This is a genomic window from Bradyrhizobium sp. OAE829 (genome assembly GCF_040546575.1).
In the GTDB taxonomy this organism is placed as follows: domain Bacteria; phylum Pseudomonadota; class Alphaproteobacteria; order Rhizobiales; family Xanthobacteraceae; genus Bradyrhizobium.
The window spans coordinates 5,774,380-5,796,918 of record NZ_JBEPOE010000001.1; the positions used below are offsets into that span (position 1 = coordinate 5,774,380).

Genomic DNA, 22,539 nt, shown 5'->3' on the forward strand with positions numbered 1-22,539 from the left:
ATTTGACCCATGTTGCGGGGACGATGCAACGGCACTTTCGCTTAGCTGCCTTGCCCCCGCCAGCGTGGCGAAGGCTGGCCAATTCGCCAACCGGCGCCTTCGGTCCCGGACAGCAACGCCGCGTTGCCGCCGGCGGCGGCGGTATTGACGGTCACCGTCTGTTCGGTGGCAAACCGCGCCAGATAATGCGGTCCGCCGGCCTTGGGGCCGGTGCCGGAGAGGCCATGGCCGCCGAACGGTTGCACGCCGACGACCGCGCCGATCATGTTGCGGTTGACGTAGATATTGCCGACCTGAACGGCGTCGATGATGTCCTCCACGGTATCGTCGATCCGGGAATGGATGCCGAGCGTCAGCCCGTAGCCGGAACGCTCGATCGATTGCAACACGTGGCGAAGCCGGTCGGCGCGGTAGCGCACCAGGTGCAGCACCGGGCCGAACACCTCTTCCTTGAGTTGTCCGGCATCGGACAATTCAAAGATGTGCGGCGCGACGAAATTACCCTCGGGCGCGGTGCCCGCAAAGTGCACCCGCGCTTCCTGCTTCATGCGCGCGATATGTGCATCCAGGCGTTGCTTGGCCTCGGCATCGATCACCGGCCCGATGTGGGTTGAAGGATCAGAGGGATCACCAATCCGGAGTTCGCGCGCGGCGCCGGCGATCATTTCGATCATGCGATCGGCGACGTCGTCCTGGAGGAACAACAGCCGCAGCGCCGAGCAGCGCTGGCCGGCCGAACGGAACGCGGAGGTGACGACGTCATCGGCGACCTGTTCGGGCAACGCGGTGGCATCGACGATCATCGCATTGATGCCGCCGGTCTCCGCGATCAGCGGTACGATCGGACCGTCCTTGGCAGCGAGCGTGCGGTTGATTGATCGTGCCACCTCGGTCGAGCCAGTAAAAACGACGCCTGATATGTCGGGATGCGCCACCAGCGCCGCACCGATCTGCCCGTCGCCTTGCACCAGATGCAATGCGGAGGGCGGGACGCCGGCTTCATGCAACAACCGCACCGCTTCGGCCGCGATCAGCGGCGTCTGCTCGGCGGGCTTTGCGACGACGGCATTGCCTGCCATCAGCGCCGCCGTGATCTGGCCGATGAAGATCGCGAGCGGAAAATTCCACGGCGAGATCGCGACGAAGACGCCGCGGCCGCGCAAGGCGAGTATGTTGCTCTCACCGGTCGGACCCGGCATGGCCTTGCCGTCGATGAACTGCGCGCGTCCCTGCGCGGCATAATAGCGGCAGAAATCGACGGCTTCGCGCAACTCCGACAGCGCGTCGTCCAGCGTCTTGCCGCCCTCGCGTTGCAGCAGTGCGATGAAATGTGCTGTGCGTTGTTCCAGCAGCGAGGCGGCCTTTTCCAAAATGCTTGCGCGCGTCCAGGCCGGCATTCGGCTCCAGCCCTTGAAACCGTCGCGCGCGGCCGAGACCGCCGCGTTGGCTTCGACCGGCGTCGCATCAGCGATGCTGCCAGTTGCAGGCACAACTTCCGCAGCGACATCCGCGATGAGTTTGTTCAGCGCCGCCCGTTCACCGAATTCCAGCCCACGCGAGTTTGTCCGTTGTGGCGAAAACAGGTCGGCCGGCAGGCGGATGTGCGGATGCGCGGCTTTGGCGGCGACGCCAATGATTTCCATCGGACGCCACAGCAACGTGGCCAGCGGCACCGTCTCGTCGGCCGCAAGCGCGACAAACGACGAATTGGCGCCATTCTCGAGCAGTCGCCGCACCAGATAGGCGAGGAGATCGCGGTGGCTGCCGACCGGTGCGTAGGTCCGGCAGGCGATGTCGGGATGATCCTCGCTGAGCTGGGCATAGAGCGCCTCGCCCATGCCGTGCAGGCGCTGGAACTCGAAGCCGCTTTTGTCCTTTGCGAGTTCAAGGAGGGTCGCCACCGTCAGTGCGTTGTGGGTCGCGAATTGCGGAAAGATCCGCGGCCGCAAGCCCAGCAATTGCTGCGCGCAGGCGACGTAGTTCAGGTCCGTCATCGCCTTGCGGGTGAACACGGGATAGCCGTCGAGGCCGCGCTCCTGCGCACGCTTGATCTCGGTGTCCCAATAGGCGCCTTTCACCAGCCGCACCATCATGCGGCGGTTCAGGCTTTTCGCGAGACCATCGACATGGTCGATCACCTCACGGGCACGCTTTTGATAGGCCTGGATCGCCAGCCCGAAACCGTCCCAGCCAGCCAGTGATGGATCGGCAAACGCCGCCGCGATCACGTCGAGCGACAATTCCAGCCGGTCGGCTTCCTCGGCGTCGACGGTGAAATTCAGATCGAAGGTCTTGGCCTGCCGTGCCAGATCGATCAGGCGCGGCACGAGTTCGCTGATCACGCGTGAATGGCTGACCGCTTCGAAGCGCGGATGCAACGCCGAGAGCTTGACGGAAATGCCGGGCCGATCGGGCAAGGGACGATTGTTGGCGGCGCGCCCGATCGCATCGATCGCGCGTGCATAGGAATCAAGATAGCGCGCGGCGTCGGCGGCGGTGCGCGCGCCTTCGCCGAGCATGTCGAAGGAATAGCGCCGATGGCGCGATGCATGCGCTTCGGCCCGCGCCAGCGCGGCCTCGATGGTCTCGCCGAGTACGAAATGGCTGCCCATCAGCCGCATCGCCTGGCGTGTCGCGGCGCGCACGGCGGGTGCGCCGAGCCGCTTGGTCAGCCGGCCGATGGTGCCCTGCGGCGTCTCGCCGGGCTGGATCACCCGCGCCGACATGCCGAGCGCCCACGCCGAGGCGTTGACCAGGAAGGCGCTGGACTTGGTCTCGTGATGCACGAAGTCGCCCTGGCCGAGCTTGTCCTCGATGAACTGGTCGGCGGTGCGGGCATCCGGGACGCGCAACAGCGCTTCCGCGAGCACCATCAGCGCGAGGCCTTCCTTGGTCGACAATGCGAACTCGCGCAGCATGTCCTCGACACCGCCGAGCGGATCGTCATTGGCTCTGACGGCTTCGATCAGGCGCGTTGCCGTGCGGTCGATCCACGCCTCCTGCTCGCCGCTCAGTTTAGCGGTGGCGAGCAGGCGGGTGGCGATTTTCCAATCATCGGGCGCGTAGGCCGCGTTGAAAGGCGGGAGAGGCGGTGGGCGGTCCGGCATAGTGATTCCCTCGGTCTCAGCCAATTTACCGCTGCTCTCACCGCAGTTCGATAGACAAATTAGCTGTTTTGCCTTAGAAAACTCGGAGAAGACCTACTTTTACCAGGTAATCGATGGAAATTGACAAGATTGACCGCAAAATCCTCTCTATCCTTCAGGGGGATGGCCGTATTGCGAATGTCGAACTGGCCGATCGGATCGGGCTGTCGCCGACTTCGATCGGCGAGCGCCTGAAGCGGCTGCAGCGCGATGGCTTTGTCGAGGGTTATGGTGCCCGGCTCAATCCGCATCTTTTGGGGTTAGGCTTGCTGGTGTTCGTCGAGGTGATGCTCGACAAGACCACGCCCGATGTCTTCGAGCGCTTCGCTGAAGCAGTGCAATCGGCCCCCGAAGTGCTGGAATGCCACATGGTGGCGGGCGGCTTCGATTATCTGGTGAAAGCCCGCCTCGCCGACATGACGGCCTATCGGCGCTTTCTCGGCGAGACCCTGCTGGCGCTGCCGGGGGTGCGCGAAACGCGGACCTACGCCGTCATGGAAGAGGTCAAGCGCGACGCGCCGTTGCCGGTCGGGTAGCGCAAACGAAACGACCGTGTCTAAAACGCACCACGCCAAAAATAGCCGTGGCCTGTTCCACAGGTGGCGGTCTTTGCAACTTGGCAGCGTGAAAGGCACACGCTAATTCTCGGGCACCGCCGTGGTTTGGATGCAGGGATCATGAGAGACGCCGATCGAGCGTTACGCCAGACGTTTGCCCGGCTTGCGGGCGTGCTCGGCGTTGTCGGGGCGGCGTTATCAGGCGCGCCTTCCGAAGCGGCCGAAATGAGTTCGGCGGTCGCCGACCTCTATACGTCGGTGTCGATCTATCCGCCGTCGGCGAATTCGATGACGGTCTGTTACGGCTTCGTCTGCCGGCGCCGCCAGATACTGGAATTCACGCCGCAAGACCGCACCGCGCTGACGCAGATCATGGCTGCGGGCCGTGCATCGGCCGTGGCCGAACGCGCGGCGGTGCAGAAGGCCGTGGTGTGGTTCGACCGCCGCATGGGACCGATCCTCGGCACTAACAAGCGCGTGGCGAAAGCGGATTTCCGCTACTTCGACGACAAGCACAATTACGATTGCTGGGACACCACCCGCAACACCACCAGCCTGTTATTGGTGCTGCGGGATTGGGGGCTGCTGAAGCATCATGCGATCGGTGATCCCCGCTATCGCGGCAATACCCTGGTTCTGCAGACGCCGCACAACACCGCCGTGCTGGTCGACCGCGCAACCAGGGCCGAATGGGTCGTCGACCTCTGGCCGCGAGGCTATTTGCAGCCTCCGGACGTCATGCCGGTCGAGAAATGGGTAAAGGAAGATTGAGCGGCCGGTCGGCCCAAAAAGAGTACGAGCAACTACGGTGCTCGCTCCGCCGAACGCTCACAGTTTTTTGAGAGTTTTTTCAAGCCCGGCTCCCGGATTAGTTCCGAGAGCGCGCCGTTGCCGATCGCGCGGTAGCGCTAAACCTTGAGGTTCTCGGCCGAAGTCTTGCCGCGATTGGCAATCTCTTCGTATTCAACGGTCTGCCCTTCGTTAAGCGTCGAAAGCCCAGCTTTCTCAACTGCCGAAATGTGAACGAAAACGTCCTTGCCGCCGTTGCTGGGCTGGATAAATCCATAACCCTTGGTCGGGTTGAACCACTTCACCGTACCTTTAGCCATTCACGTCGTCTCCGCGGAATCAAAAAAATATCCGAGCCGCCGGTCCCCGCACATACCGGGCATGCCCGAGACTTCAGGATACGCGGGTTGTGGCGGACTGGGTAGCGCAAACGGCACCACGGATTCCGCAAAAATCCGCCATATCGTACCGTATTTCCGCCGTTTTGCCCGTTTCGCGCTCATTTGACGCGGCGAAATCGTGGCCGGCGCGAGCCTCGTGGATGGCGGGATTGACCAGAAATACTCCCTCGCCTGGCGTGCGGGGGAGGGGGTCACCACACAATAGACGCGGCGAGCGGGGGCATCCGCGCCTTCATCCGCCGCTCGTTTCAGTCGTTCGCGTGAGATAATCCACGATTCCGGAACGGCGTCACCGGTTGCACTTCCTTCTCACATTTACATTGCAACAACAGAAAACCCCGGTCGCGCTGGGCGACCGGGGTTTCTGAACCGAAATTGTGGTTCGATTAGTAGCAGACGTTGACGGTGCGGAACACAACGCCGTACGGGGTGTACACGCGGCGGCTCACGTAGCAGCCGTCGTAACCGCCACCGATGTAGCCGACGTTGAAGCCGAAGCCGTGGTGGTGATGGTGATGGCCATGGTGGTGGTGATGCGGGAAGGCGGGCCAGTGCACCGGCTTCGCCGAAGCGGCGGTCGGAGCCATTGCGATGGTGCCGAGGGTGGCGGCGGCAGCGATAGCAAGCGTAACTTTACGAAGCATGGTCTTTCTCCAGAAGTGAAGCGCGATCGACATCTTGTCTTGGCGCGGGTTGATCGTTCAGGTTTCAGTCTTACCCATCGCCCATCAGTCGTGCGTGCGAGAAAGCCGGTTCGAGAAAACCGCATTACATTGCGGACAACTACCTGAATGGCTGTTCAGATGTGAAATAGATCACACAACGGAAAGCCGAGATGGGCTAGGCGGCGCGGTTTGCGCCGGATTCAACGTCGTTAATGGAGCGTTGCGCGAGGACTGACATCCAATTTCGTCATTGCCACCCGCAACAGAAAACCCCGGCCGCGCTGGGCGACCGGGGTTTCTGAACCGAACGAGTGGTTCGATTAGTAGCAGACGTTGACGGTGCGCAGGACAACGCCGTACGGGGTGAACACCCGGCGGGTCACGTAGCAGCCGTCATAACCACCACCGATGATGCCGATGCGGAAGCCGTGGCCGTGGCCCCAGTGACCGTGGTGGTGATGGCCGTGGTGATGGTGGTGGTGATGCCACGCCGAAGCGGTGGTGGGAGCCAGCGCCATAACACCGAGGGAAGTGGCGGCGGCGAGAGCGAGAGCAACTTTACGCATGGTCTTTCTCCTTCAATGGTGCGCGTTCGACATCTTGTCCTGGCGCGGGTTGATCTTTCAGTTTCAGCCTGGGTTTTAATTACCCATCGCCCATCAGTCGTACCCGCCAAAAAGCGGGTTCGAGAAAATTGGGCTTCGGTTGACCAGAATTTTCTGAATGCTTGTTCAGGGAGGGTGAGGCGCGAATGGAATGTAGGGTGGGCAAAGCCAACGGGTCGCGCGAATGCGCGCCCGATGACAGGCTCCGCGTGCCCACCATCTTCACGGCATTCGTGCGAGAGAATGGTGGGCACGGCGCAAATGCGCCTTTGCCCACCCTACGACATCGGCTTACACCGCATCACGCCACCGCGGCGTTCTCGTCGATCAGCGCCGACAATTCCTTCGCATCCGACACGCTGCGCACGATCATCGGCTCGTTGCGGCCGCGGATCTCGACTTCATGTTGCGGCAGCGCGTCGGCGGACAGGCCTGCGGCGGCGCGAACCTCGTCCGAGATCACCGCCTCGCAGGCAAGGCTCTTGGTCATGTCCTGCAGGCGTGCGGCGACATTGACGGGGTCGCCGAGTGCGGTGAACACCATGTGGTCGCGGTAGCCGATGTCGCCGACGATCACCTCGCCGCCATTGATGCCAATACCGAAACGGATCGGTTCGCGCAGATCATGTTCCAGAAACCTGTTCACCTCGTCGACATTGGCGGCGATCATGGCGGCGGCCCGCAGCGCCTGCCGGCAGGCCTCCTGCCTGTTCGTGGCAAGCCCGAACAGTGCCAGCATGCCGTCGCCGACGAACTGGTTCGGCCGGCCGCCGCTTTCGATCACCGCCTGCGATACCGCGCCGAGGAATCGATTGACGATGAAGACGGTGTCGAAGGGCAGGCGTTTTTCCGCAAGCTTGGTCGAGCCGCGCATGTCCACGAACATGCTGACGAGATAACGCTCCTGGCCGATCCTCGTCGGACTGGACGACGGCGCATCGGCCGACATGGTGTGCGGCAGGAAGAGCTGGAAAAAGGATAGGTCGTTTGCCGGCCGCAACTGACAGGCGAGGCGGATCGACGGATCCGAAGTGCCGACGCGGCTGAGCACGAAGGCTTCGCGCTGCGAGGGTTCGGGCAGGTCGTGGTGGTCGCCGATGATGCGGATACGGCAGGTGGAGCAGCGCGCGCGGCCGCCGCACACGCTGGCATGGGGCACGTTGTGGCGCAGGCTGGCCTCGAGCACGCTGAGGCCCTTGGGCACCCGGATCGTTCGGCCGTTGCCATAGGACAGGTTGATCATGCCGCCGCGGCGCTCGTGGATGGCACGCGCGCCTTTTGCCAGCAGGACAATAACGAGCAGGCCCCAATAGCCGATCAGAAGATAGTCCGTGATTTCGTTCAGCACGGCCTTTTCAGCCGATGTCCCCGTCTGGGATGGTTTGAGGTTCTCCGCCCGCCATTCGACGCTGTCGCTGTCGACGACGATGCGTCCGCCCTGATAGAGGCCGAGCATGGCAACCGTCGGAATCAGCACCGCGATGGCCAGCAGATAGGGCGCGGCGGTCTTGAAGAACGCCTTCATGCGCAGCCACAAATACAGACCGATGCAGCCGTGCGTCCAGGAAATCACCAGGACAGCAAACAGCATCCACATTTTGAGCGGCGGCCATGAGATCCAGTAGGCAAAGAACACCTGCGGATAGAGTATTTCGAGGCCGTAAAGCGAATAGCCGAGCCTCACGCCGATCACGTGGGTGATGATCATCGCGGGAATGCTGAGGCCGAGGACAAGCTGCAGCGGCTCGATTGCTTTCCAGCGAAATTGCCGGCGCTCGTACAGCGCCCAGATGCCGAGCCCGGTGTGAACGAGGCAGGCCGCATAGAACACCAGCGTGACCGGCAGGGAATGCCAGAACAGCGTGTGCCAGTAGACGCCGCTGGTCAGCGCCTCCATCGAGATATTGCCGAGCGCGTGGTTGACGAAATGGCTGACCAGATAAGCGAATAGCACCACGCCGCTGGCCAGACGGATTTGCCGCAGGCTGGTGCCGCGCAGGGTGGCTGTGATTTGCTTAGGGGACAGGGAGGCCATGCGGTCCATCAGTGAAGCTGCCGGCGACAATATTGCCTTATTCGCTTGCTGAACACCCCGCAACGCGTTCCCGGTAATCACCTTTTCCGCCGCGAAACGTTGACACCCCCGCGGGAGTCGAAGAAAAAGCGCCGTGACGAACGCCCCCGACAACAGCAACAAACCGGATAGCGCCGGCCGGCCATGGCTTGCCGTGGTGGCGCTGATCGCCGCGATGACGGCGATGCGGCTGATCTATGCCGGGGTCATCGAGCTGCGCACCGACGAGGCCTATTACTGGACCTGGTCGAAGGAGAGCGTGCTGGCCTTCCTCGACCATCCGCCCGGGATCGCCTGGCTGATCCGGTTCGGCACTGCGATTTTCGGCGACACCAATCTCGGCGTGCGATTCGGCGGCATCGTGGCGATGCTGGTCACGCAGCTCTTGCTCATCGATATCGTCCGCCGCGTCACGCATGATTTCCGTGCTATGGTGTTCGCAGCCCTGATGCCGGAGGCCGCGCTTTATTACGGGCTGCTGATGGCGAAGGTGGCGCCCGATACGGCGATGATCCCGCTCGCGGTCGCGATGCTGTGGTCGCTGGTCCGGCTCCATGAAAGCGGCAATGCGCGCTGGTGGCTCGCCGCCGGGCTGTTTGCCGGCCTGGCGATGCTGTCGAAATTCACCGCGATCATGCTGCTGCCCGCAATGCTGGCGTTTGCGCTGGTGCCGGACTGGCGGCGGCGCTGGCTGCTCAGTCCCTATCCGTGGGCAGCAGCGCTGATTGCATTGATCACGTTCGCGCCGGTGCTGATCTGGAATTACCAGCACGACTGGGCCTCGTTCCGGTTCCAGTTCGTGCGCGCGGTCGCGACCCATCAATTGTCGCTGCGCACCGTCGGCGATTATATCGGCCTGCAGTTCGGCCTCGTCGGCTTCGTGCTGTTGCCGGTGGTGCTGTCGGGCGTGGCGCTGACGGCGTGGCGCGGCTATCGCCATCGCGAGCCGGTTGCGATCCTGCTCTCGACCGCGGTCATCGTGCCGTTCGGCTACTTCTTCTGGAAGTCGCTGACATTGCGCGTCGGCGACACCTGGCCGATGTTCCTGTGGCCGGCCGGATTTGCCGCCACCGCCATCAACCTTGCATTGCTGCCGCGCGAGGGCTGGCCGGAATCGATGATCACATCCACCAACAAATGGGCGAGGGTAGCGGTGATCTCCGGCATCGCCTTCGTCGTCGGCGTGTTCTTCTATTATGTCGCGGTTCCCTGGAACCTGATCGGCCGCGCCGATCCGGTCGGCGGCGAGGCCGGCTATGAGCAGGTGGTGGCGCGCGCCCAGGATCAGTTGCAAAAAACCGGCGCGACCTGGATCGCCACGACGGACTATCGCACCTACGCGATGCTGCGCTGGTATTTCAATGGCCGCGTGCCGGTCATCCAGATCAACGAGCGCGGCAGGTTTCAGGGCTTTCGCGATCCCGGCATGAACCTCATCCGGGATCACGCCGGCCTCTACGTCGCGCGCGAGCCGGACAACCGCCTGCCGATCTGGGATTTCACGTCAGCCAAACGGCAGCCGCTCGAACGGGTCGAGCGCAGCTGGCGCGGCGTGGTGATGGATACCTATGCGCTGGAGAAGCTGACCGGCTGGACGCCCGAACTCTCGCCGCCGCCGGACACGCCGCTGTTCCGCTGGCGCGTGCTGGCTGGGAATGCGCAGCCGGGAATGTCACTCCTCGCCGTCCTTCTTCCTCAACAAATCCTTGGCGAGATCGCCGAGCGCGGGCCGCGGCAGCGCGGTGAAGGGTAGCGGCCGCGTCACGTCGATGGCGGCGAGGCCGAGCCGGGCGGTGAGCAGCCCGTTGAGCACGCCTTCGCCAAGCCGCTGCGAGAGCTTTGCCGCGATGCCGTGGCCGAGCATCTGCTGCACCAGGCTGTCGCCGATCGCCATGCCGCCGGTCACAGCGAGATGGCCGATGACGTGGCGCAGCAGGCTGAGCATGCCGAGCGTTCCTGGCCGGCCGCCATAGAGCCGCGCCAGCTGCCGGATCAGCCGCATCGCCGCGACGAACACGAACAGCACGTCGATCAGCGCGCGCGGGCTGACCGCTGTCACGACCGAGACGCGTTGTGCTGCCGTGGAGACCAGCCGCCGAGCTTCCTCGTCGAGCGGCGCCATCAATTCGCGCTCGGCCAGCTTGATCATGTCGGCGCCGTCGATGATGTCGTCGGCGTGCCCCACCAGCGTGGCGCGGGCGCGCGCCAGTTGCGGGTTCTGATGCGCGAGCTTCAGCAAGTCGTTGACGATGGCCCGGCTGGCGGCGCGATCGTCGCTGCGCAACACTTCGGCGGCGCGCTGGTGCAGCTTCTCGATGGCGGCAAGCCGCGCCAGCCCGAAGGCTTCGCGCGCGATCACAACCGTCAGCGCCAGCGCGGCGGCGACGGCAAACGTCAGCGCGACGTAACCCATGGTCTGGCTGCGTGCGAACAGATCCTCGATCAGGTTGACAACGCCGAGCCCGAGGCCGAGCAGCACCAGACCACCCGTCGCGGTCCAGAACAGCGTGCCCCAGCGGAAGCCGCGCCTGACCGGGACCAGCGGCCTGTCGATCGGCACCGGCAATTGCGCAGGGTCGGGCTCCGGCGTGATGTGCACCGTGCCGCGGACGGGACGGCTGGCATCATCCGGATCCATCACGATCACGCCGGGATCGTCGAGCTTGAACGTCGCCGGCCGCCGATGGGGCGTCTTCTCGCTCATTGCAGTTTGTCTCCGATCAGGAACTGGAGGGCGCGGTCAAGGCGGATGTGAGGCAAAGCGGGTTCTTCGCCGCCTTCGCGCTGCAGCAGCGGCGGCCGGAAGCGCAGGAAGCGATAGTCGGCCTTTTCGGAAGGCGTGCTGGAGAGGCCGCGGAACGTGCCCTTGAACAGCTCCTCGGGATCGCTGGGCAGGTCACCCGGAAAGGTCGCGACCTCGGTCTCGCCGTCGAACGTATCGCCATTGGCGACTTCACCTGAGGCCGGTGTACCCAGCAGCGAGGGCAGTTTTTCCCGGCCGCGCGCGACCATCGCCTCGCGGGTGGCGCGCACCGCGGCAAGCGCCACCACGTCGATGGCGGCGCCGGCGTACTCGGCGCGGTCGGCCGCCTTGGCGACCGCTCGCCGCAGTATTGCCTCCAGCCGATCATGGCTGGAATGATGCAGATGATCGGCCTTGGTCGCGGCAAACAGAATGCGATCGATCCGCGGCCGGAACAGATTGCTCAGGATCGTGCTGCGGCCGATCCGGAAACAATCGAGGATGCCGGCGAGCGCGGCTTCCAGGTCGTGCAGCGCCTCCGGTCCGGCGTTGAACGCCGCGAGCGCGTCGACCAGCACGATCTGGCGATCGAGCCGCGCGAAATGGTCGCGGAAGAACGGCCGCACCACGACGTCCTTGTAGGCCTCGTAACGTCGCCGCATCATCGCCCACAGCGAACCGTCAGGCGCGGTGCCGTCGATGGGCACGTCGAGCGGCGCAAAGGTCAGCGCCGGCGAGCCTGCAAGATTGCCCGGCATCAGGAAACGTCCTGGCGGCAGCAGGCTCATCGCGAAGCGCTCGTCGCGGCAGGCGCGCAAATAGTCCGTGAACAATTTGGCGGCCATGCGCGCCGCCGGTTCGTCCTCGCGGGCCTCGGCGGTCAGCGTTGCCAGATGTTCGTGCCACGGCGCGGCGAGCTTTTCGCGCGGGCCTTCGCGCGAGAGGGCCAGGCTCTCGGCCGACCATTGCTCGAAACTCTTGTTGAGCAGCGGCAGGTCGAGCAGCCACTCGCCGGGATAGTCGACGATATCCAGCGTCAGCGTGCGGTCGGCGCCGTTCTGGCGCTGATAGTCCATCACCAGTCGTAACTCGCTGATGTCGACGGTGGATGCCGGCCAGCGCCGCTCCTCGATCAGGGTGCGGACGTGGTTCTCGTAATCGAAGCGCGGCACCGCGTCATCAGGCTGCGGCTCGAGCCGGGCGCGGGCGATGCGCCCGGTCGCATACGCTTCGAACACCGGAAACCGTCCGCCGCGGGTGAGGCCGTGGATCAGCGCCGTGATGAACACGGTCTTGCCGGCGCGCGACAGGCCGGTGACGCCGAGCCGCACCGTCGGATGGAAGAAGCTGTCGCCGTAATCCAACAACGCCCGCGCCGACAGCCGCGCTTCCTCGACGATATCCTGAAAACTGGGGGCCATGCGTCGTGGAGAGCTCGATCAGAGGGCAATGAGACAATAGGCGGGCGATCACCCGCAAAAGTGGCGATTGGCGGGCCAAAATCAAGCTTCAGTTGCGGCGGCGGCCGGGGGATCGGACGGCGCATTGACGATCCAGGGAGCACGTTTTATCGCTCCGTGACAATTTTCCGGGCGAGGCTTACGTTTCCGATCCGGGTTCAGTTTGAAAACAGTAATCAAGGGAGAACGGCCATGCAGGTGACCGGAAAAGTCGTGGTTGTCACCGGCGGCGCCAGCGGCATCGGCCGGGCGCTGTGTGAAGCCTTCCACCGCGCGGGCGCGGCCAAGGTCGTGGTTGCCGACATCAATCCGGACGGCGCGCGAACCGTCGCCACGCCGATCAATGGCGCGGCCTTTAAATGCGATGTCGGCAAGGAAAAGGATGTCCTGCACGTCATCGAGGAGACCGAAAAGCAGTTCGGCCCGATCGCGTTGTTCTGTTCCAATGCCGGCATCGGCGGCGGCTTCGATCCGTTGTCCACCAATGCGGGCGGAACTTCGGATGAGCCCTGGTCGCGAAGCTGGGCCGTTCACGTCATGGCGCATGTCTATGCCGCGCGGCACCTGATCCCGCGCATGAAGGCGCGCGGCGGCGGCTATTTCCTCAACACGATATCAGCGGCGGGACTTCTGTCGCAGGTCGGCAGCCCGGCCTATTCGACCACCAAACATGCGGCCGTGGGCTTTGCGGAAAATCTCGCGATCTCACACAAGGCCGACGGCATCAAGGTTTCGATCCTGTGTCCGCAGGGCGTCGATACCGCGATGCTCAGGTCGATTCCCAAGGGCCCGCAATCCGGCGACGGCGACCTGTCGGCGGAACAGGTGGCGCAGGATGTGCTCGCGGGGCTGGAGCAGGAAACCTTTGCGATCCTGCCACATCCGCAGGTGCTCGGTTACATGCGCAAGAAGACCGAGAATTACGATCGCTGGATATCAGGCATGGCGAAGATCCAGGCCAAGATGCGGGAAGCGTACGGGAAGTGACGGAGCACTTGCTCCGTCATTCCGGGATGGTGCACCAGACCCGGAATCTCGAGATTCCGGGTTCGATGCTGCGCATCGCCCCGGAATGACGGCGAGCGTCAATCCTTCTTCGTGTAAAGCAGCGGCACCGCCGAATCCACCATCACCTCGATCAGGCTGGCACCCTCATGCGCCAGCCCGCGCTTCAGCGCAGCGCCGAGCTCCGATGCCTTGCTGACGCGGACCGCGTGACAGCCCATGCCTTCGGCGATCTTGACGAAATCGATGTCGGGCAGTTCGAGGCCGGGCACGTTGCGGACCTGCATGACCTGGCTGAACGAGCGCATCGCGCCGTAGCCGGAATTGTTGATCACCACCACGGTCAGCGGCAGCTTGCGCTGGGCCGCGGTCCACAGCGCCTGGATCGAATACATCGCCGAGCCGTCGCCGATCAGGCAGACGGTGCGCACATCGGGACGTCCCAGTGAGATTCCGACCGCGGCGGGCAGGCTGTAGCCGAGCCCGCCGCTCGCCATGGTGTAGAAACTGTCCTGACCGCGCATCGGCATGAATTTCTGCATCGCCGGGCGGTGCGACGGCGCTTCCTCGACGAGGGCGGCATCCTTGGGCATGGCGTGGAACAGCGCATCCAGCAGGAATTCGGTCGGGATCGGATCGGCGGCCGTGGGCGCGGGCAACGGCGCGCGGCCCGCCGGGATCACGCGTTTGGTCTCGGGCAGCAGTTCAAGCAGCATCGCCAGCGCCGGCTTCATCGTCGCAATGATGCTGGTGCCAAATGGCGTCACCGCCGCCGCGGTCGGATCGTCGGTGATCTGGAAGATCGTGGTGGCGCCATCGAAGATCGCGGCGTGGCCTTCGACATGGAAGGTGAAAATAGGCGCGCCGATCACGACCACGAGGTCGTGGTCGCGCAGCGCGTCGGAAACCTGTCCCGGCGAGGCATGCAAAAAGCCCGCGAATTGCGGATGCCTCTCTGGAAACGAACAGCGCGCCGAGAACGGGCTGACCCACACCGCGGCGCGGGCTTTCTCCGCCACGCGCACCATCAGGTCGACGGCCTCAGCGCGATCGATGCTTGGGCCGACGACGAGGGCAGGGCGTTTGCTCTCGGCGAGCGCTGACACCAGCGCCTTCATTGCTGCCGGATCAGGCCCGAGCTCGCGGCTGACCTGGCGCGCCTCGACCGGCTGGGTCGGGCGCGTCCAGTCGTCGACCGGCACCGAGACGAAGGTCGGTCCGCACGGCGGCTGCATCGCGACGTAATAGGCGCGGGCGATCGCGGCCGGCACGTCCTCGGGCCGCGCCGGCTCGATGCTGTACTTCACGTAAGGCTGCGGAAACTCCGTCGCCCGTTCGGCGAACAGGAACGGCAGCAGCGGCATGATCGAACGCGCCTGCTGGCCGGCGGTAATGACGATCGGCGTCTGGTTGCGGTAGGCGTTGAAGATATTGCCGAGCGCATTGCCGACGCCGGCGGCGGAATGCAGGTTGACGAAGCCGGCGTTGCGGGTGGCCTGCGCATAGCCGTCGGCCATGCCGACCACGGAGGCTTCGTGCAGGCCCAGCACGTAATCGATGTCGTCGGGCCAGTCGCTGAGGAACGGCAATTCGGTCGAGCCCGGATTGCCGAACACTTTTTTGACGCCGAACGCGCGCAGCAGGTTGAAGGTGGCGTCCTTGACGGTGGTGGATTTGGCTTCGGTCTTGGTGGGCTTGCGGGACGACATCCGTGACTCCCAGAGCTAACTGCAGACTCCGTCATTGCCTGTGGCAAACGCGAAGCGTTTGCACAAGGGAGCAAAGCGACGAAGCAATCCATACTTCCTGCATGGAGGTATGGATTGCTTCGCTTACGCTCGCAATGACGTCAAATCAACTCACCACGTGGCCGTACCCTTCATCGTCGGCTGGCCGTCCGAATTGGCGGTCCACAGTTCCATGCCGGCGCCGGTATCGTTGGCATTGACCGAGAACTCGCTGCCTTCGAACAGCGGCTGCACGCCGCGATAGCCAAGTTTCTTCGGCGCCGCGCCGCCATGCAGTTTTGCGGCGAACTCCACGATCAGGGCGGCCTGCAGCGGGCCGTGGAACACCAGGCCCGGATAGCCCTCGACCTTGGTGACGTAATCGCGGTCGTAATGGATGCGGTGGCCGTTGAAGGTCAGCGCCGAGTAACGAAACAGCAACACGGGGTCGGCCATGTGGCTTTCGCGGTGCTTTGCGACCGGTGGCGGCGGAGGCGCCTTGGCAGGAGCGGCCGGCGCCGTGCCCGACAGATCGCGATAGACGATGTCCTGGCGCTCGCGGATGGCTACGCCACGCGGCGTCGTAATGGTGTGCTCGACCGCGACAAAACACAACGCGCCGGTGCTGCCGGTCTTCATGGTGACGTCGGCAATACGCGAGGTGCGTTTGGCTTCATCGCCGACGCGCAACGCGTCAAGGAATTCGAGTTCGCCGCCGGCCCACATCCGGCGCGGCAGCGGCACCGGTGGCAGGAAGCCGCCGCGGGTCGGATGGCCGTCCGGGCCGAGCATCGACATCGGAAACACCGGCTGCGCCAGACACCAATGCGTGGTCCAGGGCGCGGCGTCACCGCTCTTCGGCTCGCCGATCTCCTGAAACAGCGTCGCGCGCAAACCCTTCACGAGTTGCGCGGTGACGGTGTCGGAGGCTTCGGTGGATTTGCCGATCCAGCTACGCAAATGATCGAGGTCGAGTTTTTCCGTCATGACGATTTGGCCCGTGCAGAAGCCTTGGGAAGTTCGACGTGCTCGCCGATCGCGGGCACCGCGCCGTAACGCCTGTTCTCGCCGACGAAGATCGCGGCCGGCGCGGCGTAGCTGACCTTACCCTTTGGCGTATCGACCTCGATGCGGCGCAGATGGGGATGTACGGCAAGGTCGGCCATGGTGTTGACCTCGGCAAAGGCGATGTCGGCGTCCGCCAGCCGATTCAGCAGATCGACGCGATCCATCGTGGCAAAGCTGTCGGCCACGATCTTGTCGGTCACAGTGCGGTTTTTGACGCGCTCGACCATGTTGGCCAGGCGGGGATCATTGGGCAGATCGGGCTGGTCCAGCACCTCGGCGCATAGCTTCTTCCACTCGCGCTCGCTCTGGATCGAGATCAGGATGCCCTTGCCGTCCTTGGACTGGAAAACGCCATAGGGGGCGATCGAGGGATGCGCCAGCGCCATCCGCTTCGGCGGATTGCCGGCTTCCGAATTGATCAGAGGCACTGCCATCCAGTCGGCCATCACGTCGAACATTGAGATCCGGATATCGGCGCCCTTGCCGGTTCGTCCCCGCGCAATGAGCGCTTCGAGGATCGAAGCATGGGCGGTGGCGCCGGTTGCGATATCGACGACTGAAATGCCGACGCGGGACGGGCCTTCCGGTCCGCCGGTGATCGAGGCGAGGCCGCTCTCGGCCTGGATGAGGAGATCATAGGCCTTGCGGTCGGCATAGGGGCCGTCATCGCCATAGCCTGATATGGTGCAGCAGATCAGCGCCGGATAATCCTTGCGCAAACGCTCCAGCGAGAAGCCGAGCTTGTCCATCGAGCCAGGCTTGAGGTTCTGCAACAGCACGTCGGCGCTCGCGATCAGTTCTTCCATCGCCGCGCGCCCGTCCTTGGTCGCGAGATCCACGACCACGGAATTCTTGCCGCGGTTGAGCCAGACGAAATAGCTGCTCTGTCCTTTCGCCGCGGCGTCATAGCCGCGGGCAAAATCGCCCTCGGGGCGTTCCACCTTGATCACATGGGCGCCGGCGTCCGCCAGCCGCGAGCTGCAAAACGGCGCAGCGACCGCCTGTTCGACGGCGACGACGATCAATCCTTCAAGCGGCAGCATTATGTGTTCTCAGTAGGAGCGGGGCATGCCGAGCACGTGCTCGGACACGAACGACAGGATGAGATTGGTCGAGATCGGCGCCACCTGATAGAGCCGCGTCTCGCGGAACTTGCGCTCGACGTCGTATTCCTCGGCAAACGCAAAACCGCCATGGGTTTGCACGCAGGCATTGGCGGCTTCCCAGGAGGCGTCGGCTGCCAGCATCTTGGCCATGTTGGCTTCGGCGCCGCAATCGAGCCCGGCTTCGTATTTGCGGGTGGCTTCCTTTACCATCAGTTCGGCCGCGCGCATCTGCGCATAGGCCTTGGCGATCGGGAACTGAACGCCCTGGTTCTGGCCGATCGGACGGCCGAACACCACGCGCTCCTTGGCATAGGCGGTGGCTTTGGCGATGAACCATTTGGCGTCGCCGATGCATTCCGCGGCAATCAGGATGCGTTCGGCGTTCATGCCCGACAGGATGTAGCGGAAACCCTTGCCTTCCTCGCCGATCAGGTTTTCGGCCGGCACCCGCATGTCCGTGAAGAACACTTCCGTGGTGGCGTGGTTCATCATGGTGCGGATCGGGCGGATCTCGAGGCCGTTGCCTTTCGCTTCGCGCATGTCGACGATGAACACCGACAGGCCATCGGTGCGCTTCTTGGCGTCCTCCTTCGGCGTGGTGCGCGCCAAGAGGATCATCAGGTCGGAATATTCGGCGCGGCTGGTCCAGATCTTCTGGCCGTTGACGATGTAGCCGTTGTCGCCGTCGCGTTTGGCAAAGGTCTTCAGCGAGGAGGTGTCAGTGCCGCTGGTCGGCTCGGTGACGCCGAACGCCTGCAGCCGCAATTCGCCGCTGGCGATCTTGGGCAGCCATTTTGCCTTCTGCTCGTCGCTGCCGTGCCGCAGCAGCGTCCCCATGGTGTACATCTGGGCGTGGCATCCGCCGCCGTTGCAGCCGGCGCGCTGGATTTCTTCGAGGATCGCGGCTGCCGCGGACAGTTTCAGCCCGGCGCCGTTATATTCCTCGGGGATCAGCACCGACAGATAGCCGGCCTGCGTCAGCGCATCGACAAACTCGCTCGGATATTTCATCTCGCGGTCGAGCTTGCGCCAGTATTCGCCGGGGTATTGGGCGCAGAGTTTTGCGACTGCGTTGCGGATGTCGGCGAATTCGTCGGGTTGTTCGTGTACGGTCATTTGAAGCGCCGTCGTTGTGATTGGGGATGGGCTTGCAGTTGTGAAACTACCGTGAAGTCCCTATGCTCAATTGTTATAGCGTATTAACCTGCATTCCAAGATTGGCAAGCATGGATTTCCGACAGCTGAGGACGTTCAGTTGCGTGGCCGAACTCGGAAGCCTCAGCAAGGCCTCCGACACGTTGCGGGTCGCGCAGCCGGCGCTCAGCCGCCAGATCAAGCTGCTCGAACACGAGCTGCGCGCCGAGCTGTTTACGCGCAACGGCCGCGGCATGGTGCTGACCGAGGCCGGCCGTCTGCTGCTGGCGCGGACCGCCGGCATCGTCCGGCAAATCGATCAGATTCGCGATGATATCCAGTCCTCCGGCGGGCCGCCGTCGGGACGGGTGGTGCTGGGTCTGGTTCCAACGGTGAGCTGCGTGATTTCCGCGCGGCTCGCCCGCCGTACCGTCGAAAGCTACCCCGGTATCTCGCTCTGCATCGTCGAGAGCTACAGCGGGCATCTGATCGAATGGTTGCACCGCGGCCAGATGGATCTGGCCGTGATCTACGGACCGTCGGCCGATCTGCACCTCACCGTGCAACACCTCGGCCGCGACAAGATCGTGGCCGTCGGCCCGCGCGGTTGCGGGCTGACGAAGAAGAAGCAGGTCGATATCGACTGGCTGCTGCGGCAGCGGCTGGTGTTGCCCAGTCATTCGCACGGGCTCCGGACGCTGATCGAGCATGCGGCGGCAAAGAAGAAACTCAAGCTCGACGTCCAGGTCGAGGCGGATTCCTTTCGCGTCCTGACCAGCCTGGTCGAGGAGGGCCTCGGATACGCCCTGCTGCCGCCGTCCTCGCTGCGCGCGGAAGTCGCCGACGGCCGGCTGGAAGTCGCCACGATTTCGAAACCGGCGCCGATGCGCGAACTCACCATTGCGTCCCCAATCGAGCATCCCGGTTCGACCGCCATCACGCTCGTCACTGATCTGCTCCGCAAGGAGGTCGATGCCTGCCGCAAGGAAGGCCTCTGGGATATCCAGGTCGGCTGAGGCGATTACGAAACCGCAAATCCCAGATTTTCCCGGAACCGGTTCTTCAGGAACACGCCGTCGCGCGGCGGCAGCGCGCGATCGACATGGCCGGTAGCGATACGAATGCGCGCCAGCCGCGGCCCGGCGTCGATGCGCTGCAGTGTGGGCCGATAATCGTTGATGCCCTTGATGTCGGTAATCTCGGTGACCGAGCGAAAGCCCGCGCCGGTCGCGATCACGTCGAGCTGGGCGCCGAGACCGGAATGGCTGACCTGCATGCCGGTCTCGCCAAAATGGCCGTTGTCGAGAATGACGATGGTCAGATTGCCGGGCGTCTTGGTCGCGATGGTCAGCAGGCTGCCGATGCCCATCAACTGCTCGCCGTCGCCGGTGATGACGGCGACCGGCCGCTTCGGCTGCGCCAGCGCAAGGCCAAGGCCGACCATGCCGGCTCCGCCCATCGCGCCCCACAAATAGAAATTACCTGGATGCTCACCGGCATCGAACACGTCGTAGGATGCCGAGCCGAGCCCGGTCACGACAAGCAGGTCCTTGCGATCGGCGAGCAGTGCCTTGACGGCCTCGCGGCGACCGAGCGTGAAATTCTGGACCATCACTTCGTCTCCGTCCATTTCTTGCGGCCGAGCATGCGTTGCGAAATCAGCACCGCGATCTGCTGGTCGCTCTCGAATGCAAGCGAACAGGCGGCCGAAATAATCTGTTCCGCGTCTTCAGGCCGTTCGAGCCTGAACACGGTGATACCCATGATTTCGAAGGCCTGCGGCGTCGCCTTGCCCATCGGGATTTGCCACGGATTGAATTCGGCCCATTCGCCCCGCATCGTCACCAATGTCAGGAAAGGCAGGCGGCAGCTCGCGGCCAGCGAAAACATGTTCACGCAATTGCCGACGCCGCTCGATTGCATCAACAGCACCGAGCGGTCGCCGCCGAGCCAGGCGCCGGCGGACAGCGCGACGCCTTCCTCTTCGGTGGTCAGCACGGTGGTCTGGATCGCGGGATCGGCGTGCGAGAGCTCGATCAGCCGGGAGTGGCCGGCATCCGGAACATAGGAGATTTGCGAGACGCCATGCGATTTCAGCGTCTTGTAGATCTGCAGCGGCCAGCTTTGGCCGGCCTGGGTATCGTCTTTGGCGTCATCGCTGACAGCAGCATCGTTCATGGCAGCCTCGGTCCGGGCACGTCTGAACGCGTGCCGATGCCAACGTCTTAGACCAGAACGCCGCAATGTGGCCTTCTCATCTGGTTCGAGCCGCTATGCCGGATTTGTATAGGGGGTTAGCGGAGCATTCCCGCAGGGACATCGAGCGCGCGCATTGTGGCGGTAGCGAAGGCGCAAAGGCGTTCGGATTTGTCGTCCCTGGTGAAAACTTCCACGGTGGCGACACCGAGCGAGCCCGACATTTTAAGCGTATTGGCGCGGGCGATGAGTTCACTGCCATCGGCGGGCGCAAGGAAGTTGACCTTGATCTCGACGGTGACGCCGATCTTGCCCTTTGGCAGTCCCGAGGTGACTGCGATTCCGGCCGCCTGGTCGGCCAGCGCGGTAATCACGCCGCCATGGAAATGGCCGAAGAACTGCACGAGGTCGTCGCGGCGCGTCAAAGCGAGTTCGGAGTGCCCCGGTGTGATCGCGAGGATGCGAAACTCTGCGGCGCCAGAGAATTCCCTGGCGTTGACGGCAGCGGCGAGATCAGACGGATTGAGTTCGCTCAAGAAATCCGCACCGGCAGGGATTCGATGCCGCGCACAAAGCTGGAATAGACCCGCTTCGGCTCGCCGACCACCTCGATGCGATCGAACCGCTTCAGCATTTCCTGCCAGACGATCTTGAGCTGCAGCTCGGCCAGCCGCATGCCGACGCAGCGGTGGATGCCGAAGCCGAACGACAGGTGCGTGCGCGGCCGGGCGCGGTCGATGATGAACTCGTCGGGCTTCTCGATGCCCTCTTCGTCGCGGTTGCCGGAGACGTACCACATCACGACGCGATCGCCCTTTGCGATCTTCTTGCCGCCGATTTCGGTATCGACCAGCGCGGTGCGCCGCATATGCGCCAAGGGAGTCTGCCAGCGGATCACTTCCGGCACCATGCTGTCGATCAATGCCGGATTGTCGCGCAGCTTCTGGTACTGCTCGGGATGCTCGTTCAGCGCCAATACCGAGCCGCTCATGGTGTTGCGGGTGGTGTCGTTGCCGCCAACGATCAAGAGGATGATGTTGCCCATCAGATTGTCGGGGTCCATGTGCCGCGTTGCGTCGCTATGGGCCATCATGGACAGCAGGTCGTTGCGCGGCTCGCTGTTGACGCGCTCATTCCAGAGCTTTGAGAAATAGGCGTAGCATTCGTCCATTTCCTGGCGTCGCTGTTCCGGCGATTCCACGACGCCGCTCTTGGGCAGCGCGGTCGAGACGTCGGACCAGCGCGTCAGCTTGCGCCGTTCTTCCCAGGGGAAGTCGAACAGCGTTGCCAGCATCTGCGTCGTCAGTTCGATCGAGACGCGGTCGACGAAGTTGAAGGTCTCGTTGCGCGGCAGATTGTCGAGCACCTTGCAGGCGCGCTCGCGGATCAGTTTGGCCAGCTCGTCCAGATGCGTCGGCGTGAACATCGGCGACACGGTCTTGCGCTGCGCCGAGTGCCGGGGCTGATCCATCGCGATGAAGCTTGGATAATCATAGCCGGGCGGCACGTCGCGGATCGAGATGCCGCCGAGCGTCGAGTCGGAAGAGAAGATGCCGTGGTTGGTGTCGACATGCATGATGTCGTTGTACTTGGTCACCGACCAGTACGGCTCGATCGGCGCGTTGGTGCAGTAATGTACCGGCTCTTCCTTGCGCAGCCGTTCGAACCACGGCCACAACGTATCGTTCTGGAACAGCTTTGGCGCACCCGGGTGAAATTCGCTGAGCGGCGTCGAATAGGCTTCCTCGCGCGCGGCGCGCAGGAGCTCTTGTTTGTCGCCTCGGATCGCGGTCTGGACGTTCATCGTCTGTCATCCCTGGGTGCAAGCAAACGCAATAGGAAATGTATTAGACTATAACTTGC

20 protein-coding genes are annotated in these 22,539 nt (G+C 63.7%); 5 read left to right on the top strand and 15 right to left on the bottom strand.

Annotated features, from left to right (window positions below; genetic code table 11):
• Window positions 1-41 precede the first annotated feature (41 nt).
• The gene (gene putA, locus ABIE49_RS27660) at window positions 42-3,107 is read right to left on the bottom strand and encodes a bifunctional proline dehydrogenase/L-glutamate gamma-semialdehyde dehydrogenase PutA (protein WP_192736609.1); all 3,066 of its coding nucleotides are present in this window, start codon (window positions 3,105-3,107) and stop codon (window positions 42-44) included.
• Between the two features lie 113 nt (window positions 3,108-3,220).
• Between putA and ABIE49_RS27665 the strand changes: the two genes are divergently transcribed.
• The gene (locus tag ABIE49_RS27665) at window positions 3,221-3,682 is read left to right on the top strand and encodes an Lrp/AsnC ligand binding domain-containing protein (protein ID WP_192736608.1); all 462 of its coding nucleotides are present in this window, start codon (window positions 3,221-3,223) and stop codon (window positions 3,680-3,682) included.
• A gap of 141 nt (window positions 3,683-3,823) precedes the next feature.
• Entirely contained in the window at window positions 3,824-4,474 is a 651-nt protein-coding gene (locus tag ABIE49_RS27670) for a hypothetical protein (protein ID WP_210337306.1), read from the top strand.
• A 137-nt stretch (window positions 4,475-4,611) separates the two neighbouring features.
• Here ABIE49_RS27670 and ABIE49_RS27675 read toward each other — a convergent pair whose 3' ends face one another.
• The 4 genes from ABIE49_RS27675 to ABIE49_RS27690 all read right to left on the bottom strand — a co-directional run bounded on the left by ABIE49_RS27675 (window position 4,612) and on the right by ABIE49_RS27690 (window position 8,198).
• Window positions 4,612-4,812 carry a cold-shock protein gene (locus ABIE49_RS27675; RefSeq protein WP_027539571.1) on the bottom strand — a complete coding sequence of 67 codons (201 nt, stop codon included), beginning with the start codon at window positions 4,810-4,812 and terminating at the stop codon, window positions 4,612-4,614.
• 467 nt (window positions 4,813-5,279) lie between these two features.
• Window positions 5,280-5,537 (bottom strand): hypothetical protein, encoded by a 258-nt coding sequence (locus tag ABIE49_RS27680; protein ID WP_192736607.1) that lies wholly within the window; start codon window positions 5,535-5,537, stop codon window positions 5,280-5,282.
• A 341-nt stretch (window positions 5,538-5,878) separates the two neighbouring features.
• Entirely contained in the window at window positions 5,879-6,124 is a 246-nt protein-coding gene (locus ABIE49_RS27685) for a hypothetical protein (RefSeq protein WP_192736606.1), read from the bottom strand.
• A 340-nt stretch (window positions 6,125-6,464) separates the two neighbouring features.
• Window positions 6,465-8,198 (bottom strand): adenylate/guanylate cyclase domain-containing protein, encoded by a 1,734-nt coding sequence (locus tag ABIE49_RS27690; RefSeq protein ID WP_192736605.1) that lies wholly within the window; start codon window positions 8,196-8,198, stop codon window positions 6,465-6,467.
• Between the two features lie 214 nt (window positions 8,199-8,412).
• Between ABIE49_RS27690 and ABIE49_RS27695 the strand changes: the two genes are divergently transcribed.
• A complete protein-coding gene (locus ABIE49_RS27695; protein WP_192736922.1) occupies window positions 8,413-9,990 on the top strand; it encodes a glycosyltransferase family 39 protein in 1,578 nt (525 codons plus the stop codon).
• Here the strand turns inward: ABIE49_RS27695 and ABIE49_RS27700 are convergent.
• Together ABIE49_RS27700 and ABIE49_RS27705 are read right to left on the bottom strand one after the other, a co-directional pair.
• Window positions 9,910-10,941 carry a YcjF family protein gene (locus ABIE49_RS27700; protein WP_192736604.1) on the bottom strand — a complete coding sequence of 344 codons (1,032 nt, stop codon included), beginning with the start codon at window positions 10,939-10,941 and terminating at the stop codon, window positions 9,910-9,912. The genes ABIE49_RS27695 and ABIE49_RS27700 overlap by 81 nt on opposite strands.
• Window positions 10,938-12,401 (bottom strand): YcjX family GTP-binding protein, encoded by a 1,464-nt coding sequence (locus tag ABIE49_RS27705; protein WP_192736603.1) that lies wholly within the window; start codon window positions 12,399-12,401, stop codon window positions 10,938-10,940. The genes ABIE49_RS27700 and ABIE49_RS27705 overlap by 4 nt, the downstream gene beginning before the upstream one ends.
• Window positions 12,402-12,632: 231 nt before the next feature.
• Between ABIE49_RS27705 and ABIE49_RS27710 the strand changes: the two genes are divergently transcribed.
• Window positions 12,633-13,427 carry an SDR family oxidoreductase gene (locus tag ABIE49_RS27710; protein ID WP_192736602.1) on the top strand — a complete coding sequence of 265 codons (795 nt, stop codon included), beginning with the start codon at window positions 12,633-12,635 and terminating at the stop codon, window positions 13,425-13,427.
• Window positions 13,428-13,525: 98 nt separating this feature from the next.
• Here ABIE49_RS27710 and mdlC read toward each other — a convergent pair whose 3' ends face one another.
• The 4 genes from mdlC to ABIE49_RS27730 all read right to left on the bottom strand — a co-directional run bounded on the left by mdlC (window position 13,526) and on the right by ABIE49_RS27730 (window position 18,462).
• Window positions 13,526-15,154: a benzoylformate decarboxylase gene (mdlC, locus tag ABIE49_RS27715; protein WP_192736601.1), complete on the bottom strand. Its 1,629-nt coding sequence runs from the start codon at window positions 15,152-15,154 to the stop codon at window positions 13,526-13,528.
• A 150-nt stretch (window positions 15,155-15,304) separates the two neighbouring features.
• A complete protein-coding gene (locus tag ABIE49_RS27720) occupies window positions 15,305-16,159 on the bottom strand; it encodes an HTD2 family dehydratase (RefSeq protein ID WP_192736600.1) in 855 nt (284 codons plus the stop codon).
• Entirely contained in the window at window positions 16,156-17,283 is a 1,128-nt protein-coding gene (locus ABIE49_RS27725; protein ID WP_192736599.1) for a CaiB/BaiF CoA transferase family protein, read from the bottom strand. Before ABIE49_RS27725 ends, ABIE49_RS27720 begins: the two co-directional genes overlap by 4 nt.
• Before the next feature lie 9 nt (window positions 17,284-17,292).
• Window positions 17,293-18,462, bottom strand: a complete 1,170-nt coding sequence (locus ABIE49_RS27730; protein WP_192736598.1) for an acyl-CoA dehydrogenase family protein — start codon at window positions 18,460-18,462, stop codon at window positions 17,293-17,295.
• Window positions 18,463-18,572: 110 nt separating this feature from the next.
• On the opposite strand from ABIE49_RS27730, the gene ABIE49_RS27735 reads away from it, so the two are divergent.
• Window positions 18,573-19,496 (top strand): LysR family transcriptional regulator, encoded by a 924-nt coding sequence (locus ABIE49_RS27735; protein ID WP_192736597.1) that lies wholly within the window; start codon window positions 18,573-18,575, stop codon window positions 19,494-19,496.
• A 5-nt stretch (window positions 19,497-19,501) separates the two neighbouring features.
• On the opposite strand, the gene ABIE49_RS27740 is transcribed toward ABIE49_RS27735, so the two are convergent.
• The 4 genes from ABIE49_RS27740 to ABIE49_RS27755 all read right to left on the bottom strand — a co-directional run bounded on the left by ABIE49_RS27740 (window position 19,502) and on the right by ABIE49_RS27755 (window position 22,480).
• On the bottom strand, window positions 19,502-20,092 hold the full coding sequence (locus ABIE49_RS27740; RefSeq protein ID WP_354066998.1) for a thiamine pyrophosphate-dependent enzyme: 591 nt from the start codon (window positions 20,090-20,092) through the stop codon (window positions 19,502-19,504).
• Complete coding sequence (locus tag ABIE49_RS27745) at window positions 20,092-20,658, bottom strand: thiamine pyrophosphate-binding protein (RefSeq protein ID WP_192736595.1); 567 nt, start codon at window positions 20,656-20,658, stop codon at window positions 20,092-20,094. Before ABIE49_RS27745 ends, ABIE49_RS27740 begins: the two co-directional genes overlap by 1 nt.
• 116 nt (window positions 20,659-20,774) lie before the next feature.
• On the bottom strand, window positions 20,775-21,212 hold the full coding sequence (locus ABIE49_RS27750; RefSeq protein ID WP_192736594.1) for a PaaI family thioesterase: 438 nt from the start codon (window positions 21,210-21,212) through the stop codon (window positions 20,775-20,777).
• Entirely contained in the window at window positions 21,209-22,480 is a 1,272-nt protein-coding gene (locus ABIE49_RS27755; protein WP_192736593.1) for a cytochrome P450, read from the bottom strand. The genes ABIE49_RS27750 and ABIE49_RS27755 overlap by 4 nt, the downstream gene beginning before the upstream one ends.
• Window positions 22,481-22,539: the final 59 nt, after the last annotated feature.

What these genes read in the sequence shown, in the direction of transcription:
- ABIE49_RS27665 (WP_192736608.1), top strand. Translation starts at nt 3,221, where the DNA reads ATGGAAATTGACAAGATTGACCGCAAAATCCTCTCTATCCTTCAGGGG.
- ABIE49_RS27705 (WP_192736603.1), bottom strand. Translation starts at nt 12,401, where the DNA reads ATGGCCCCCAGTTTTCAGGATATCGTCGAGGAAGCGCGGCTGTCGGCG.
- ABIE49_RS27725 (WP_192736599.1), bottom strand. Translation starts at nt 17,283, where the DNA reads ATGCTGCCGCTTGAAGGATTGATCGTCGTCGCCGTCGAACAGGCGGTC.
- ABIE49_RS27740 (WP_354066998.1), bottom strand. Translation starts at nt 20,092, where the DNA reads ATGGTCCAGAATTTCACGCTCGGTCGCCGCGAGGCCGTCAAGGCACTG.
- ABIE49_RS27675 (WP_027539571.1), bottom strand. Translation starts at nt 4,812, where the DNA reads ATGGCTAAAGGTACGGTGAAGTGGTTCAACCCGACCAAGGGTTATGGA.
- ABIE49_RS27680 (WP_192736607.1), bottom strand. Translation starts at nt 5,537, where the DNA reads ATGCTTCGTAAAGTTACGCTTGCTATCGCTGCCGCCGCCACCCTCGGC.
- ABIE49_RS27720 (WP_192736600.1), bottom strand. Translation starts at nt 16,159, where the DNA reads ATGACGGAAAAACTCGACCTCGATCATTTGCGTAGCTGGATCGGCAAA.
- ABIE49_RS27685 (WP_192736606.1), bottom strand. Translation starts at nt 6,124, where the DNA reads ATGCGTAAAGTTGCTCTCGCTCTCGCCGCCGCCACTTCCCTCGGTGTT.
- ABIE49_RS27755 (WP_192736593.1), bottom strand. Translation starts at nt 22,480, where the DNA reads ATGAACGTCCAGACCGCGATCCGAGGCGACAAACAAGAGCTCCTGCGC.
- putA (WP_192736609.1), bottom strand. Translation starts at nt 3,107, where the DNA reads ATGCCGGACCGCCCACCGCCTCTCCCGCCTTTCAACGCGGCCTACGCG.
- ABIE49_RS27695 (WP_192736922.1), top strand. Translation starts at nt 8,413, where the DNA reads ATGACGGCGATGCGGCTGATCTATGCCGGGGTCATCGAGCTGCGCACC.
- mdlC (WP_192736601.1), bottom strand. Translation starts at nt 15,154, where the DNA reads ATGTCGTCCCGCAAGCCCACCAAGACCGAAGCCAAATCCACCACCGTC.
- ABIE49_RS27745 (WP_192736595.1), bottom strand. Translation starts at nt 20,658, where the DNA reads ATGAACGATGCTGCTGTCAGCGATGACGCCAAAGACGATACCCAGGCC.
- ABIE49_RS27690 (WP_192736605.1), bottom strand. Translation starts at nt 8,198, where the DNA reads ATGGCCTCCCTGTCCCCTAAGCAAATCACAGCCACCCTGCGCGGCACC.
- ABIE49_RS27735 (WP_192736597.1), top strand. Translation starts at nt 18,573, where the DNA reads ATGGATTTCCGACAGCTGAGGACGTTCAGTTGCGTGGCCGAACTCGGA.
- ABIE49_RS27700 (WP_192736604.1), bottom strand. Translation starts at nt 10,941, where the DNA reads ATGAGCGAGAAGACGCCCCATCGGCGGCCGGCGACGTTCAAGCTCGAC.
- ABIE49_RS27730 (WP_192736598.1), bottom strand. Translation starts at nt 18,462, where the DNA reads ATGACCGTACACGAACAACCCGACGAATTCGCCGACATCCGCAACGCA.
- ABIE49_RS27710 (WP_192736602.1), top strand. Translation starts at nt 12,633, where the DNA reads ATGCAGGTGACCGGAAAAGTCGTGGTTGTCACCGGCGGCGCCAGCGGC.
- ABIE49_RS27670 (WP_210337306.1), top strand. Translation starts at nt 3,824, where the DNA reads ATGAGAGACGCCGATCGAGCGTTACGCCAGACGTTTGCCCGGCTTGCG.